Source organism: Ruegeria sp. HKCCD7181 (assembly GCF_057221055.1).
This window is the reverse complement of the sequence record NZ_JBWVBC010000006.1, coordinates 139651-154784: the sequence shown is the minus strand read 5'-3', so window position 1 is coordinate 154784 and position 15134 is coordinate 139651. Positions and strand designations below refer to the sequence as shown.

Annotated in this window: 15 protein-coding genes; 4 read left to right on the top strand and 11 right to left on the bottom strand. The window is 56.7% G+C overall.

Translation table 11 applies throughout. The annotated features are described in order from the left end of the window. Positions 1 to 59 precede the first annotated feature (59 nt). Positions 60 to 1217 (top strand): ribonuclease D, encoded by a 1158-nt coding sequence (gene rnd / locus AC2TCY_RS13675; protein ID WP_480848075.1) that lies wholly within the window; start codon positions 60 to 62, stop codon positions 1215 to 1217. 6 nt (positions 1218 to 1223) lie between these two features. Here rnd and AC2TCY_RS13670 read toward each other — a convergent pair whose 3' ends face one another. Continuing rightward, complete coding sequence (locus AC2TCY_RS13670; RefSeq protein ID WP_480848073.1) at positions 1224 to 1748, bottom strand: hypothetical protein; 525 nt, start codon at positions 1746 to 1748, stop codon at positions 1224 to 1226. A 142-nt stretch (positions 1749 to 1890) separates the two neighbouring features. On the opposite strand from AC2TCY_RS13670, the gene AC2TCY_RS13665 reads away from it, so the two are divergent. Next, complete coding sequence (locus AC2TCY_RS13665; RefSeq protein ID WP_480848071.1) at positions 1891 to 2301, top strand: SufE family protein; 411 nt, start codon at positions 1891 to 1893, stop codon at positions 2299 to 2301. Here AC2TCY_RS13665 and AC2TCY_RS13660 read toward each other — a convergent pair. Next, positions 2298 to 2981: a DUF1638 domain-containing protein gene (locus tag AC2TCY_RS13660; protein ID WP_480848069.1), complete on the bottom strand. Its 684-nt coding sequence runs from the start codon at positions 2979 to 2981 to the stop codon at positions 2298 to 2300. The genes AC2TCY_RS13665 and AC2TCY_RS13660 overlap by 4 nt on opposite strands. A gap of 123 nt (positions 2982 to 3104) precedes the next feature. Continuing rightward, a complete protein-coding gene (locus AC2TCY_RS13655) occupies positions 3105 to 3803 on the bottom strand; it encodes a corrinoid protein (protein ID WP_480848067.1) in 699 nt (232 codons plus the stop codon). 277 nt (positions 3804 to 4080) lie between these two features. On the opposite strand from AC2TCY_RS13655, the gene AC2TCY_RS13650 reads away from it, so the two are divergent. Continuing rightward, positions 4081 to 5169, top strand: coding sequence for a PA0069 family radical SAM protein (locus tag AC2TCY_RS13650; RefSeq protein WP_480848065.1), 1089 nt, complete (start codon positions 4081 to 4083; stop codon positions 5167 to 5169). Positions 5170 to 5218: 49 nt separating this feature from the next. Here AC2TCY_RS13650 and gltA read toward each other — a convergent pair whose 3' ends face one another. Further along, positions 5219 to 6514, bottom strand: a complete 1296-nt coding sequence (gene gltA / locus AC2TCY_RS13645) for a citrate synthase (protein WP_480848063.1) — start codon at positions 6512 to 6514, stop codon at positions 5219 to 5221. 121 nt (positions 6515 to 6635) lie between these two features. After that, the gene (gltX, locus tag AC2TCY_RS13640; RefSeq protein ID WP_480848061.1) at positions 6636 to 8036 is read right to left on the bottom strand and encodes a glutamate--tRNA ligase; all 1401 of its coding nucleotides are present in this window, start codon (positions 8034 to 8036) and stop codon (positions 6636 to 6638) included. 78 nt (positions 8037 to 8114) lie between these two features. On the opposite strand from gltX, the gene AC2TCY_RS13635 reads away from it, so the two are divergent. Continuing rightward, a complete protein-coding gene (locus tag AC2TCY_RS13635) occupies positions 8115 to 10154 on the top strand; it encodes a ComEC/Rec2 family competence protein (RefSeq protein WP_480848059.1) in 2040 nt (679 codons plus the stop codon). Here AC2TCY_RS13635 and lexA read toward each other — a convergent pair. The 6 genes from lexA to AC2TCY_RS13605 form a co-directional block, all read right to left on the bottom strand. After that, positions 10148 to 10846 (bottom strand): transcriptional repressor LexA, encoded by a 699-nt coding sequence (gene lexA / locus AC2TCY_RS13630; protein WP_480848057.1) that lies wholly within the window; start codon positions 10844 to 10846, stop codon positions 10148 to 10150. The two genes, AC2TCY_RS13635 and lexA, sit on opposite strands and share 7 nt — an antisense overlap. A 78-nt stretch (positions 10847 to 10924) precedes the next feature. Continuing rightward, positions 10925 to 12097, bottom strand: coding sequence for a molybdopterin molybdotransferase MoeA (locus AC2TCY_RS13625; protein WP_480848055.1), 1173 nt, complete (start codon positions 12095 to 12097; stop codon positions 10925 to 10927). Next, on the bottom strand, positions 12094 to 12567 hold the full coding sequence (gene moaC / locus AC2TCY_RS13620; RefSeq protein WP_480848054.1) for a cyclic pyranopterin monophosphate synthase MoaC: 474 nt from the start codon (positions 12565 to 12567) through the stop codon (positions 12094 to 12096). The genes AC2TCY_RS13625 and moaC overlap by 4 nt, the downstream gene beginning before the upstream one ends. Continuing rightward, complete coding sequence (trpC, locus tag AC2TCY_RS13615; protein ID WP_480848052.1) at positions 12567 to 13379, bottom strand: indole-3-glycerol phosphate synthase TrpC; 813 nt, start codon at positions 13377 to 13379, stop codon at positions 12567 to 12569. Before trpC ends, moaC begins: the two co-directional genes overlap by 1 nt. Continuing rightward, entirely contained in the window at positions 13376 to 14395 is a 1020-nt protein-coding gene (trpD, locus tag AC2TCY_RS13610; RefSeq protein WP_480848051.1) for an anthranilate phosphoribosyltransferase, read from the bottom strand. Before trpD ends, trpC begins: the two co-directional genes overlap by 4 nt. Continuing rightward, positions 14392 to 14973, bottom strand: a complete 582-nt coding sequence (locus AC2TCY_RS13605; RefSeq protein ID WP_480848049.1) for an anthranilate synthase component II — start codon at positions 14971 to 14973, stop codon at positions 14392 to 14394. Before AC2TCY_RS13605 ends, trpD begins: the two co-directional genes overlap by 4 nt. Positions 14974 to 15134: the final 161 nt, after the last annotated feature.

Sequence of the window (15134 nt, the reverse complement as noted above, 5' to 3'; positions counted from 1 at the left end):
TCGGGACGAGGACGTAAAGACGGGCAGTCATTAAAAAAAGAGCAAGAACAGCACGGCGCATGAGAACCCTGACAACGACGCAAGAGCTGGCCGAATTTTGCAAGACGGCTTCGGAATATCCCTATGTTACCGTAGACACAGAGTTTCTACGCGAACGGACATATTATTCGAAACTGTGCCTGGTGCAGGTGGCCTATCCCTCGGACGACGATGATAGCGCGGTGCTTGTTGATCCGCTGGCCGACAATATGTCGCTTGAGCCTCTCTATGACCTGTTTCGTGATGAACGTGTTGTAAAAGTCTTTCACGCCGCACGACAGGATCTTGAGATTTTCTGGGTTGATGCCGGTGTTTTCCCTGCGCCGCTGTTTGACACGCAAGTCGCTGCGATGGTCTGCGATTTTGGTGAGCAGGTGGGTTATGAAACGCTGGTCCGCAAAATCTGTAAAGCGGGCGTGGATAAAACCTCACGATTCACGGACTGGTCTCGCCGCCCTTTGTCGGACGCGCAGAAAACCTATGCTTTGGCGGATGTAACGCATTTGCGGAACATCTACGAATACCTGGCTGCCGAACTTGAAAAGACCAAACGCAGCCATTGGGTCGCGGAAGAGCTGCAAATTCTGACCCGGCCCGAAACCTACGATATTCGCCCCGAGGACGCATGGCGGCGGGTCAAGACCCGAACGAATTCAGCCAAATTCTTGGCCGTGGTTCGCGAGTTGGCTCAATTTCGAGAGGCTTATGCGCAGGAAAACAATGTCCCGCGTAGTCGTGTATTCAAGGATGATGCCCTAATCGAGATGGCGTCTACCAAGCCAAAATCGACCTCGGATCTCGGTGGTTCACGGTTGCTGTTGCGTGATGCGCGTAAAGGTCCAATAGCCGATGGGATTCTCGCCGCAGTCAAACGCGGCGTGAACTGCCCGCCGGAGCAAATGCCCAAAATTGACAACAGCCGCGACAAGCTGAAGGTCAATCCGGCACTGGCCGATTTGCTGAGGGTATTGCTGAAGTCAAAGACTGAAAGCGCAGGCGTGGCCGCCAAGCTGATTGCGTCCAGCGCCGACTTGGATCTGATCGCCTCCGGGGAACGCGAAGTACCTGCAATGACCGGTTGGCGGTTCGAAGTGTTTGGTGAGGATGCCCTAAAACTCTGCGATGGCAAGATCGCACTGGCGGCAAAAGGGCAAACTGTTCAGGTCGTGTCGCTCTAATCCTGCTTAGCGGCGGCGTGATTCCAATGCGTTTTGCTGACCGACCACACGAACCAGGCGAATGTCCTGCAGCTCCTGTGCGGTGACATTGATAGCATCCGACACCATGCGCGACCGTTCGGTCCCTTGCGATGTTGCATAGTCGGGGTAATTCACACGAAACGAGAACTCCATAATGCCGTTTTTGGTGTTTTCCTCTGATTCAACGCGCCTGAGGTGGGCGTCGTAAGCGCCCTGTCGAATTGCTGTCCCAGCAGCATAAACAATAGCCCCCGCCGGCGTTGGATCGATTCGCAGTTCATCAATCCGAGCGATCGGAATACTGCTGTCGATGGCGTCCGGGCGCTTGAACAAGCCGGCCGAGTCACTTTGCGCCGGAACAAGTGCATTCGGATCTTCGGTTGACAGTTCGCCCGGGGCAGGGGTGCTGGGCTCAAACCAGTTCGAGGGGTTCACCCGCGAGTCGCGCCAGCCGCCGCAGCCTGACAGAATTAACGTGGAAACCAGAAGAACAGACAGAGATTTGTACATGGACCCAACGATTTGTGTATTTTTTCCTGCATCGGGTTACCGCAATTTCATCGTCTTGAAAAGCCACGCCGGGGGGTGGACAGACGGTTAAGCTAAGCATAGGTCACAATTATGATCGCGCAACGCAAGGAATAGCCGAACTATGGCAACGCCCGCCTTTGAAGAGATTGTCGAGGACTTCGAATTTTTGGAGGACTGGGAAGACCGGTACCGCCACGTCATCGAGCAGGGTAAGGCGATGTCCCCGTTGGATGATGCACTGAAAGTACCGGCAACCAAAGTCAATGGATGCGCAAGTCAGGTATGGCTACACCCTGTAATCGAAGGCGGGGCGTTCCACTTTGATGGCGACAGTGACGCCCTTATTGTACGTGGCCTGATCGCTGTATTGCGGAGCTTGTACAATGGTTTGCCAGTAAGCGAAGTGCCCAGCGTGGATGCTGCTGCCGAACTTGCGCGGCTGGGCTTAAACGACCATTTGTCCGCGCAACGCTCAAACGGGTTGCGTTCGATGATCGAACGGATTCGCGAAGTCGCTTTGGCCAACGCCTAGCTTTGGTCCTGCTGTCCGGCTGTTGGGCGGGCCGCCCAATCGGATAAGGTGGTTTCCAGATCACCATATCTTGTCAGCCTGCGTTCGAAGGTCAGGCCCATTCTGTCCGCGCATTCCATTGCCCGTCGGGTAAGGTCGGGATTATCGGTCTGCGCCTGATAGACGAGTTTTGTGTAGTTTCCGAAGTACATGTCACGCAGTTCCGGATGCCGGTCCAGACCTAGCGGCTTCCAGACGAACGCATCGAACTGCCGTGCCAGAAAATCCGTTAGGTAGAAGGCTGTGGTTTCGTCATCGGCATGTTCCGCGAAGGCATCGTTGCCCTCGAAGAAAGAATAACAATGCGGGCCCTTGATCATCTCGACGCCCAAACGTTCACAGGCCTGCTGTAACAACCCGCCGGTTCCGCAATCGGCATAGACGACATAGATCCGTTCAAAACTGTCCCGGTGCTTGGCCACCGCGTCTTCGACCGCTTGAGTGATGCGTTCAGGATGGACATGCAGGATTGCCGGTAGGCAGGTCAGTGCCATGTGGTCCCAGCCGTTGCGGGCCTTCAAATCCAGAATTTCACGCGCCAGAGCACCACAAGCGATGAGCAGAATCTGCTCGGCCTTTCGCTGTTCGCTAAAACCCTGCACCGTCAGGCTGTTGTCGTCTGGCAATGGCGTGTCCGTCATCGGGCTTCCGTTCGGTTGCGTCTCAGAACAATTTTAGTGCCGCCTGTTGTGATTTAACAAGCGCGGCCCCGGAACAAAAAAAGCCGCCCGAAACGGGCGGCCTTCGGTAATCTTTCAATTGGCTTAGCCCGCCATCTGATTGTGGCGGCGCGACACGAAGTCTTTGGCCATTTCCACAGCCACCGCAGCGTCACGGCAATAACCGTCGGCACCAATTGCCTTGCCGAACTCTTCGTTCAGGGGCGCACCACCCACAAGTACGATATAGTCATCGCGCAGGCCCTGTTCGACCAGAGTATCGATGACGACCTTCATATAAGGCATCGTGGTCGTCAGCAGAGCGGACATGCCCAAGATGTCAGGCTGTTCAGACTCCAGCGCCTCAAGGTAGTTTTCTACGGGGTTGTTGATGCCCAGATCGACAACTTCGAACCCTGCGCCTTCCATCATCATCGAAACAAGGTTCTTGCCGATGTCGTGGATGTCGCCCTTGACGGTGCCAATGACCATCTTGCCCACACGGGGCGCACCGGTTTCGGCCAGCAACGGCTTGAGGATCGTCATGCCGCCTTTCATGGCGTTGGCTGCCAGCAAGACCTCGGGGACGAACAAGATGCCGTCGCGGAAGTCGTGGCCAACGATCGTCATGCCACCAACCAGCGCCTTGGTCAGGATGTCGTAAGGGGTCCATCCGCGTTCCAGCAGAATGTTCACGCCTTCCTCGATCTCTTCCTTCAGACCATCATAAAGATCGTCGAACATCTGCTCGACAAGTTCGTCGTCGTTCAGTTCTGACAGGATGATGTCTTCTTCATCGGACATGGGGCATTTCCCTGAGCTGTTCGGGCCCTCGGCCCGGGGTGGCAATTTTTTCCGTTTTGGCCATTTCGTCGCATGTATACTGTGACGATTGCGACCTTGGTCGTTCTTAGACCGACCTATAGATGAAAATATGACCTGATGGGGTGGATTTTTTTGCATGACTATCTTGTAGTTTATTCAAGATCCCACGGTATTTTCAAATTTTCCCGTCAGATGGGACGCAGAGGGCAAATGTTGTCGCCTTGCGTGAGCAGCAGCAGTTCTGTATTACAAGACAATGAGAACAAAGAGCGAACAAATTGTTGATCACACACGGCTGGTCGCTCGCGGTTCGGCGTCAAACCATGCCGGCCGTTTCGAGCGGTTCCTCACCACCGCCACGCATGACGGGTGGGATAACGATGAAGAATTGCCGCCGCTGCGTACTGAAGCCCGGGATGAGATTGCACGGAGCCTGATTACCTACAACACCTCTCCTGACTTGCCCTTCGATCGCTCGATCAATCCGTACCGCGGATGTGAACACGGTTGCGTTTATTGTTTTGCGCGCCCGACGCACGCTTATCTGGGGCTTTCTCCGGGTTTGGACTTTGAAACACGTTTGGTCGCGCGTCCGAACTCGGCAAATGTGTTGCGGCGCGAGCTATCGGCGCGGTCCTACAAGGTCGCCCCGATAGCGCTTGGAACCAACACGGATCCATATCAGCCGATCGAGAAGACTCGCGAAATAACAAGAGCCTGTCTTGAAGTTCTGAGAGGTTTTCAACACCCGGTTGGTATCGTAACCAAGGGCACTCTGGTAGAGCGCGATCTGGATATTTTAGCGCCCATGGCGAAGCAGGGCTTGGTCCGCGTGGGGATTTCTTTGACAACCCTGGATTCTGATCTGTCCCGCAGAATGGAGCCGCGTGCGCCGTCTCCGCAACGCCGCTTGAAAACAATCAGGCGGCTGACCGAAGCCGGAGTTCCAGTGCGTGTAATGACATCGCCCATCGTGCCCGGTCTGACGGACCACGAGCTGGAACACCTACTGGAGGCCGGTCAGGAGGCGGGGGCTGATGCGGCCAGTTGGATCATGTTGCGATTGCCACGTGAGGTATCAGAATTGTGGCAGGAGTGGTTGGCGGAACACGAACCGCATCGCGCCGGGAAGATCATGGCGCGCCTGCGCGAGATGCATGGGGGAAAAGACTACGACCCACGTTGGGGGCACAGAATGCGGGGCGAGGGCACCTACGCAGAGATGATTGCGCACCGCTTCAAAGCGGCGCTAAAGCGACTAGGACTGGCGACCCAGTCGCCGCCCTTGCGTTGCGATTTATTTGCTGTGCCAGCGCAGGTCGGCGATCAGCTTAGCTTGTTCTGACAAAAAAGCCCCGGCGCAGGGCCGGGGCTTAAGTTCGTTTTGGCTTGTCTCAGCGTTTTTCGATATCAACGTAGTCCCGCATGGTCTCGCCCAGATACAGCTGACGCGGACGACCGATCTTGTTTTGCGGGTCGGCGATCATCTCTTTCCACTGGCTGACCCAGCCGACGGTACGCGACAATGCAAAGATCGGCGTGAACATCGAAGTCGGGAAGCCCATCGCTTCAAGGATGATGCCCGAATAGAAGTCTACGTTCGGGAACAGCTTCTTCTCGGCGAAATACGGATCTTCCAGAGCTTCTTTCTCCAGCTCTTTTGCGACCTGCAATTTCGGGTTGTTTTCGATGCCCAGCAGCTCAAGAACTTCATCCGCCGACTGTTTCATCACCTTGGCCCGCGGATCGAAATTCTTGTAGACGCGGTGACCAAAGCCCATCAGGCGGAACGGATCGTCCTTGTCCTTGGCGCGGGCGATGAATTCGGGGATGCGGTCGACGGTACCGATCTCTTCCAGCATCTCAAGGCAGGCCTGGTTGGCACCGCCATGGGCCGGACCCCAAAGACAAGCAACACCAGCGGCGATACAGGCAAACGGGTTTGCCCCCGACGAAGACGCCAGACGCACGGTCGAGGTCGACGCGTTCTGTTCGTGGTCGGCGTGCAGCGTGAGTATCCGGTCCATTGCGCGGCTGAGGATCGGATTGACGTCATAATCCTCGGCGGGCACGGCGAAACACATGCGCAGGAAGTTCGACGCATAATCCATATCATTGCGCGGATAAATGAAAGGCTGACCGATGTGATACTTATAGGCCCAGGCCGCGATGGTGGGCATCTTGGCAATCAGGCGATGCGATGCGATCTCACGCTGTTGCGGGTCCGAGATGTCGGTCGAATCGTGATAGAACGCCGACATGGCACCCACAACGCCGACCATAATGGCCATCGGGTGCGCGTCTCGGCGGAACCCGCGGTAGAAATACTGCATTTGTTCATGCAGCATAGTGTGGCGGGTTATCGTGGTCTCAAACTCTTCGAGAACGGCTGCGGTGGGCAGCTCTCCGTACAGCAGCAGATAGCAGACTTCCAGAAAATGGGATTTTTCGGCCAATTGGTCGATCGGGTAACCCCGGTGCAGCAGTTCGCCTTTTTCACCGTCAATATAAGTGATGGTGCTGTCGCAGCTGGCGGTTGATGTGAAACCGGGATCATAAGTGAATACGCCCGCCTGGCTATAAAGCTTGCGGATATCAACAACGTCCGGCCCCGCGGTTGGCGAATGAACCGGCAACTCGTATTCTTTACCATGGACAGTCAGCGTGGCGGTTTTGTTGCTATCGGTCATTTCATCCCTTCCTCAGTCATGCGCATGTCGGATCGCTGTCCGACCTTGCGGGCAACGGCTGCGCGCAAGCGCGCAGTCCGGGTATTAGCGGAGCAGCGTTACCCGAATGTGAAGGTCGGGCCTAGTTCACTGCATCAGAAAGTCGCGCCAGGGTCTCATCCCTCCCAAGCACGAGCATCATGTCAAAAACCGAAGGTGTCACAGCCCGACCGGCCAAAACCGCCCGTAGCGGACCCGCCAGTTTACCGAACTTAACCCCTTTCGCTTCTGCAAACGAATTCAGGGTTTCCTCCAGCTCGTCACGGGACCAGCTAGCATTTTGCAGATGCGGCGTCAATTCAATCAGTATACCATCGGATACAGATGCCAGCGCTTTTTCGGCTTTTTCATCAGGTGTAATCGGCCTTGATGTCAGAACAAAGTGCGCTTTTTCAAGCAGTTCCGGGAATGTTCGGGCTCGATCCTTGAGGCAATACATCGCACGTTCCAGATCACTGGATTGTGTGTCACTCAGAGTGTTGTGACCAGCCGCTGCCAGATAGCCTGCGATTTCATGCCGCAGCGCAGCATCCGCAGAAATAGCAATGTGCTGACCGCACAGGTTCTCAAGCTTCTTCAGGTCGAAACGGGCAGGGCTTTTGCCAATTCCGTCCAGATCGAACCATTCCTTTGCCTGTTCATCAGTAAAAAACTCATCATCCCCATGACTCCACCCAAGGCGCGCCAGATAGTTGCGCATACCGGCCGCAGGATATCCCATTGCCCGGTACTCCTGCGCACCCAGTGCGCCATGGCGTTTGCTGAGTTTCTTGCCGTCGGGGCCGTGAATCAGAGGAATATGTGCCCAGACTGGGACGTCCCAGTCCATTGCTTGGTAGATCATCATCTGACGTGCGGCGTTGTTCAGGTGGTCATCGCCTCGGATAACATGGGTTACGCCCATGTCGTGATCATCCACTACGACAGCCAACATGTAGACTGGCGTTCTATCTGAACGAAGCAAGACCATGTCGTCCAGTTGGTCGTTGCGAATAGTAACGTCGCCCTGAACCTGATCCCGGATGATCGTGACGCCGTCCTGAGGTGCCTTGATACGGATCACAAACGGCAGATCAGGATGGGTCGAGTCATCAGCATCCCGCCAGGGGCTGCGGAATAAGGTGGACTTGCCTTCTGCGCGTGCCTGATCGCGGAAAGCGGCAATTTCTTCCTGCGTCGAGAAGCACTTGTAAGCTTTTCCCTGAGCGAGCAGTTGGTGGGCGACTTCGGCATGGCGAGCGGCACCTTCAAACTGACTTATGATGTCGCCGTCATGATCCAGGCCCAACCACTCCATGCCTTGCAAAATCGCAGCGGTCGCTTCGGGGGTGGATCTTTCACGATCGGTATCCTCAATCCTCAGCAGGAACTTTCCGCCACGACCCCGAGCATACAGCCAATTGAACAACGCGGTACGGGCGCCGCCGATATGTAAGAACCCGGTGGGCGATGGGGCAAAACGGGTGACGACCTGATCGGACATAGTGGTGATTAACCTTTTGGTAACCTTAGCGGGCTTAAGTTGACGCCTGTCTAACGAGCCCGGGAGACGGGGGCAACCATGCGTGTTCTGGCTGGGATCGAGACCGCGTTACTGAAGCAGCGAGGGTACCTGTTTCCGTGGTCTCCGATCTGTTTGGCCATAGGAATCGGATTCTATTTCAGCCTGCGGTTCGAGCCCGGCTTGCAACTTTATGGCTGGGTTCTGGTCTTGTCGCTTGTCGCGTTGGTTGCCAGTCGCAGCCTGCCTGCTGCCTGGGCTCCACTGGCCGTCGGTGTAGCGCTGATTGCCGCAGGTTTTCTACTGGCGGGCGCGCGTGCTCACAGGGTTGCAGAGCCGGTACTGCAATGGCGCTACTATGGCCCGATCGAGGGGCGGGTCGTGGCGCTGGACCGCTCTGCGTCGGATGCGCTGCGGGTGACGCTGGATCAGGTGCGGATCGGGGATGTGCCTGAAAAACAGCAACCGCAGCGCATCCGGCTGTCTATGCATGGCGACACTGTTCCCCTGATGCCGGGACAACGGATCATGACGACCGCGTATATGTCTCCTCCGCAGGGGCCGGTCGAGCCGGGCGGTTTCGATTTTCGCCGTCACGCATGGTTTCAGCGTTTGGGTGCCGTCGGTTACACCCGAGTTCCCGTGATGCCTGTGTCTCCGGTTGAGGACGGGCTTGGTGGTGTGCGAATAACGTTCTGGCGCATGGCTGTATCCGAGCACGTGCGTGGGGTTTTGCCTGGCGAAGTTGGTGGATTTGCTGCTGCCGTGACAACCGGGGATCGCAGCGGCATGGGGCAAACCACGCTTGATGCACTTAGGGCGTCGAACTTGGCTCATTTGCTGGCAATTTCAGGTCTGCACATGGGCTTGTTGACCGGTTTCGTTTTTGTGACTTGCAGGATCATATTGGCAACGATTCCGGCTTTGGCATTGCGTTTGCCGGTGCGAAAGCTGGCCGCGATCTGTGCGCTAAGTGCCGCAATGGTCTATCTGCTATTGTCAGGCGGGAATGTCGCGACCGAGCGCGCCTTTGTCATGGTCAGCGTCATGTTGGGCGCGGTTCTGATTGATCGCAGGGCCATTTCACTACGCGCTGTTGCACTTGCGGCCCTGATTGTCCTGATCCTGCGCCCCGAATCTCTGCTTAGCCCTGGGTTTCAGATGTCATTTGCCGCAACCACCGCTTTGGTTGCTGCATTCGGAGGAATGCGCAACCTGGGGCCGATCCCGGGTCCCAAATGGATAAAGCCTGCTTTGGGTTTGTTGATGTCCTCTGCCATTGCGGGTCTTGCCACTGCACCGGTCGGGGCTGCGCATTTCAATACAATGTCTCACTATGGCCTGCTGGCGAACCTCTTATCGGTGCCCGTCATGGGTACGGTCGTGGTGCCGACCGCTGTCGTAGCGGCACTATTAGCGCCATTTGGATTGGAATGGCTCGCGCTGGCACTGATGGGTTTGGGACTACGCTGGATTTTAGGGGTTGCAGAGTGGGTCTCGGCGTTGGACGGGGCCAGGGGCTATGTGGTCAGCCCCCCGGAATTCGTGTTGCCTATGCTGGCTCTTGGCGCATTGTGGGCCATTCTTTGGCAAACCCGTGCCAGATGGGCAGGCGTGGCCCCAATGGCAGCGGCGCTAATGCTATGGGGGCAGGGACACAGGCCAGAAGTTCTGGTGGCCGATACAGGCAGTCTGATTGGTGTAATGACCGCAAGCGGGCGGGCGCTGAGCAAAGAAAAAGGCAGCGGTTTTGTGGCTTCGGTTTGGCTTGAGAATGATGGTGACGGCGTAGATCAAACCCGCGCGGCGGCCCGCTGGCCGCATGCCCCGGACCGGGTGCAGCGGTTTTTGCTGGGCGATAAGGAACTGGTACACGTCACCGGAAAGCGGGCAGCCAGCAGCTTTGACGAATGCAATCAAAACCAGATAGTCGTATCGCCGATTGCGTTGGAGCTCAGCGGCAACTGTACGATCTTTGGCCCGAAAATATTGCGAGAAACCGGCAGCTTGGCGTTTGACGACGGACATCTTATGACCAGTGCAGATGTCACCGGGCGCAGGCTCTGGTCTCCCAGCGCCCGGAATATCAAGGATCAGTAGCTGCGGATCAAGCCAACCAGACGACCTTGAACTTTGACCTTTTCTTCCGGCAACACACGGGTTTCATAAACCGGATTGGCAGCCTCGAGTGCAATTGCGTGGCCACGGCGGAAGAAACGTTTCAGCGTGGCTTCCTGATCTTCCACCAGTGCGACAACGATATCGCCGTTATCTGCGACCGAAGTTTCCCTAATCACAACAACATCACCGTCATTGATGCCTGCGTCGATCATCGAGTCACCGCGTACTTCAAGCGCGTAGTGGTCTCCTTTGCCGGAAACCATAGTGCCCGGCACTGCTACACGGTGAGAAACATGGCTGATTGCTTCAATTGGAACACCCGCTGCGATACGGCCCATCACGGGCAGTTCCATCGCATCTACTGTGACCGGTTCGAAATTGGCGGGGCGCGGGCCTGTTGGCCGGTCGCCCTCGATCACGCGTGGGGTAAAGCCTGCGGTCGGCTCGCCACCGAGGCTTTCCGGTAATTTCACAATTTCGATGGCGCGGGCGCGATGCGCAAGACGGCGGATAAAGCCACGCTCCTCCAGCGCGGTGATCAACCGATGGATCCCGGATTTCGAACGCAGATCCAGCGCAATCTTCATTTCGTCGAAGCTGGGCGGAACACCGTCCGCCTGAACGCGTTTATGGATGAATTCCAGCAAATCCAGCTGTTTTTTGGTCAGCATTGCTCACACCTCGTCGCTCATGCGTTTTCTTTTGTTCTACGCATGTTCACGTTTTGTGTCAACGGATTTACAGGTCTTCTAGATCGGGAGGTACAGAACTTCGTCCCCGACAACCCGTTCAGGATCATGCGGTTCACGCACCAACAGTGCATTTGCTTGGGCCAGAACACTGAGCAGCGAGCTATCCTGATTGTCACAGGCCCGGATGCCGGTTTCGTCCAGTACAGCGCGCATATAGTGTTCGCGCGGTCCGTTCTTGCCGATAGGCGCCGCCAGTTTGGCTCGTCGAAATGGTGATAAAGCCTCTTCGCGTCCAAGCATGCGGCGCACCATTGGGGCCAGAAACAGATAGCCGCAGACCATTGCACTCACCGGATTGCCGGGCAGGCCGACCATGGCCGCGTCACCCAATCGTCCGGCCATTAGCGGTTTTCCGGGTCGCATTCGGATCTTGTAGAACGACCGGTCCATGCCCAACGCCTGCGAGACATCGGCGACAAGGTCATATTCGCCCACCGAGGCGCCACCGATGGTTACGACCATGTCCGCGCCGTCCGCCAGATTGAATGCTGTTTCCAGCGAAGAGACGGTGTCCTGAGCAATCGGCAGAACCCGGACACGCGCACCAACTTCCTCGAGTAACGCTTTGAGGCCAAAGGTGTTTGACGCGATGATCTGATCGGGGCCGGGGGTTTCTCCGGGCATGACCAGTTCGTTTCCGGTCGAAATGAGCGCGATCTCTGGTTTGCGTGTTACCGGCACCGTTGCGATATTCATTGCGGCCATCAGTGCAACGTCTTCTGCTCGAAGGCGTCGAGGTGCTGAAATCCGTGTGCCGACCGCAAAATCAATGCCTGCCGGGCGGATATTGGGTTTGGGGCCGGGGTCATTGCTGATTGTGATCAGATCGCCGCGTCGGTCGACATCTTCCTGAATGACGACAAAATCAGCACCTTCGGGAACTGGCGCGCCCGTAAAGATTCGAACTGCCTGTCCGGGGCCCAAGGGGGCGCTGAAACGCTGCCCTGCCGTGGCTTCGCCAACGACTTTGAACATCGCGTGCCGTTCGACTTCGGCGGATATTACCGCGTAGCCATCCATCGAGGATGCGGCAAAAGGCGGTTGATCCCGGGTTGCTAACACATCCTCCGCCAGAACACGGCCTGCGGAATTTGCAAGCGGAACTGTCTCGGCAGGAAGCGGGTTAACCAGCTCGAACAGCAGAGCAAGTGCCTCTTCTACGCTAATCATTCCGCTTCGTAACGTCCTGATTTTCCGCCATCTTTCAGAAGAACCCTGATACCGCCAATCTCCATCGCTTTGTCCACGGCTTTGGTCATGTCATAAACGGTCAAAGCTGCGGTCGTGACGGCGGTTAGGGCCTCCATTTCGACGCCGGTCTGTCCAGACGTTTTTACGGTCGCTTCGATCTGTACACCTGGCAGGTCCGGGTCCAGTGTCAGCTCGACGGCAGCACGCGTAATCGGGAGGGGGTGGCACAATGGGATCAGGTCGGGTGTTTTCTTAGCGCCCATGATACCGGCCAATCGTGCCACACCGAGAACGTCGCCCTTTTTTGCGCGACCTTCTGAAATAATATCAAAGGTTTCCCGAGCCATCTTGACGTGACCCGCGGCAACAGCGACGCGATTTGTCACCGCCTTGTCTGAGACATCGACCATGTGTGCCTGGCCCTGAGAGTCGAAATGAGTCAGTGGCATTACATCACTCCGGGTACCAATGGGTTGGCGAGCAACGCATGGGTCGCAGCCGCCACATCGTCCTGACGCATCAAGCTTTCACCGATCAGAAAACAACGGGCGCCGTAACGTGCAATGTCAGCCAGATCTTCGGGCGTGCTCAAACCGCTTTCGCAAACGATCCGACGCCCAGCAGGAACCAATTTCGATAGGCGTCTAGTCGTATCAAGAGTGGTTTCGAACGTTTTCAGATTACGATTGTTTATCCCGATCAATGAGCTTTTTAGAAGCGTCGCGCGTTCCAGCTCCGCTTCGTCATGCACCTCGATCAGAACATCCATTCCCCATTCAAATGCGGTCTGTTCCAGTTCAGCGGCCTGCGCGTCACTCACCGAGGCCATGATTATCAGGATACAGTCGGCACCAAGAGCGCGCGCCTCGATGACCTGATAGGGATCATACATGAAATCCTTGCGCAGCGCCGGCAGTGTTGTGGCCTCACGTGCAGCAGTCAGGTACTCTTTAGCACCCTGGAAACTGGGTGTATCTGTCAGAACCGAGAGGCACGCCGCTCCGCCGTCTTCGTAAGCCTTGGCCAAAGTAGGCGGATCAAAATCTGCGCGGATCAACCCTTTGGACGGGCTTGCCTTTTTAACCTCAGCGATCAGGCCATATCCCTTACGCGTTGCACGCTGCAGCGCGTCAGCGAAACCGCGAGTTTCTGAGGCGGCATTGGCTTCGGATTCCAGCGTTTCCAGTGGCTTATTCGCTTTATCCGCAGCAACTTCTTCCAGTTTGTAGGCTTTGATCCTGTCCAGAACGGTCTCGGTCATGCGGCTTCCTGTGTAATTCGGGCCAGGGCGGCGATTTTTTCTTTGGCTTTCCCGCTGTCGATGCTTTCGGCAGCCATGGCAACACCCTCTCGTAGGTCGCTCGCGGCGTCGGCTACTACCAGTGCGGCCGCGGAATTGAGTAATACCGCGTCACGATAGGCCGATGGCGCGCCATTCAACAGGGCACGGAACGCAGAGGCATTCTCTTCGGGGGTTCCGCCGATGATATCCTCGAACGGATGAACCGGCAGTCCTGCGTCTTCGGGGTGAATCTCAGCTTCCTTAACGGTACCGTCTTCAACGGACGCGACCCAGCTGATGCCGGTGATGGTCAGTTCATCGGTGCCATCTGATCCATGGACCAACCAGGCGTGTTCCGAGCCCAACAGGCCCAGCGTTTCGGCCATTGGACGGATAAGATCGCGACTAAACGCGCCGGTCAACTGACGCTTGACCCCGGCCGGGTTTGTCAGAGGTCCCAGAATGTTGAATATCGTGCGCGTGCCCAGCTCTTGTCGGGACGGCATGACATGGGCGATTGCCGGGTGGTGCATCGGCGCCATCATAAAGCCGATGCCGACGTCTTTTAAAGCTTTTTCAACGACTTCCGGGCCGACCATAACGTTGATTCCAAGCTGTCCCAGAGCATCCGCAGCGCCAGATTTCGAACTCAGATTCCGGTTGCCATGTTTCGCGACAGTCACGCCAGCGCCAGCCACCACGAACGCGGTGGCAGTCGAGATATTCAGCGTTCCCTTGCCGTCGCCGCCAGTGCCCACGATGTCCATCGCACCAGCAGGAGCATTCACCGCATGACACTTGGCCCGCATGACTGCGGCTGCAGCGGCATATTCATCTACGGTTTCACCGCGGGTTCGCATGGCCATCAGCAAACCACCGATCTGGCTGGGCGTTGCTTCGCCGTCGAATAGAATTTCAAAGGCTTTTTCAGCTTCGGCGCGGGTCAGAGACCGATCGGCCGCAGCACCGATCAGCGGTTTCAGTGCGTCGCTCATGCGGGGACTTTCATTTCATTCAGGAAGTTCTTGAGCAGGGCATGCCCGTGCTCAGAAGCGATGGATTCCGGGTGGAACTGTACGCCGTGTATTGGCAGTTCCTTATGCTGCAGGCCCATGATTGTGCCGTCTTCTAGTTCAGCCGTGACTTCAAGGCAGTCGGGCAGGGTATCGCGGTTTACAATCAACGAGTGATAACGGGTTGCTTCGAACGGCGACGGCAGGCCAGCAAAAACACCCTTTCCGGTGTGGTGCATCTGACCCATTTTTCCATGCACAATCTCATGACAGCGAACCACTTCGCCGCCAAAAGCCTGCCCGATGGTCTGGTGCCCCAGACATACACCCAGCAAAGGCGTTTGGGTTTCGGCGGCAGCTTGGGTGAGAGCCAGGCAAATACCCGCTTGATCAGGGTCACAAGGGCCCGGGCTCAGCAGAATACCGGCCGGGTTCATGGCCATCGCTTCCTGCACGTCCAGCGCATCGTTGCGGCGCACGACCATTTCGGCGCCCAACTCGCCCAAATAGTGAACGAGGTTGTAAGTAAACGAGTCATAGTTGTCGATCAGCAGCAGCATTCAGCACAAGTCTTATGTTTGAGCAATTCGGGCTGGCGATGCAGCCTCGAGGCGCGGTATAATGTCGGGACATACATGCTCAGGCTTGCGCGGCAGCGTCAAGGGGACATACGCCCCTGTCGCGTGCGCAAGGGAGTGCCGCATCAGACGGCGCCCGGGGC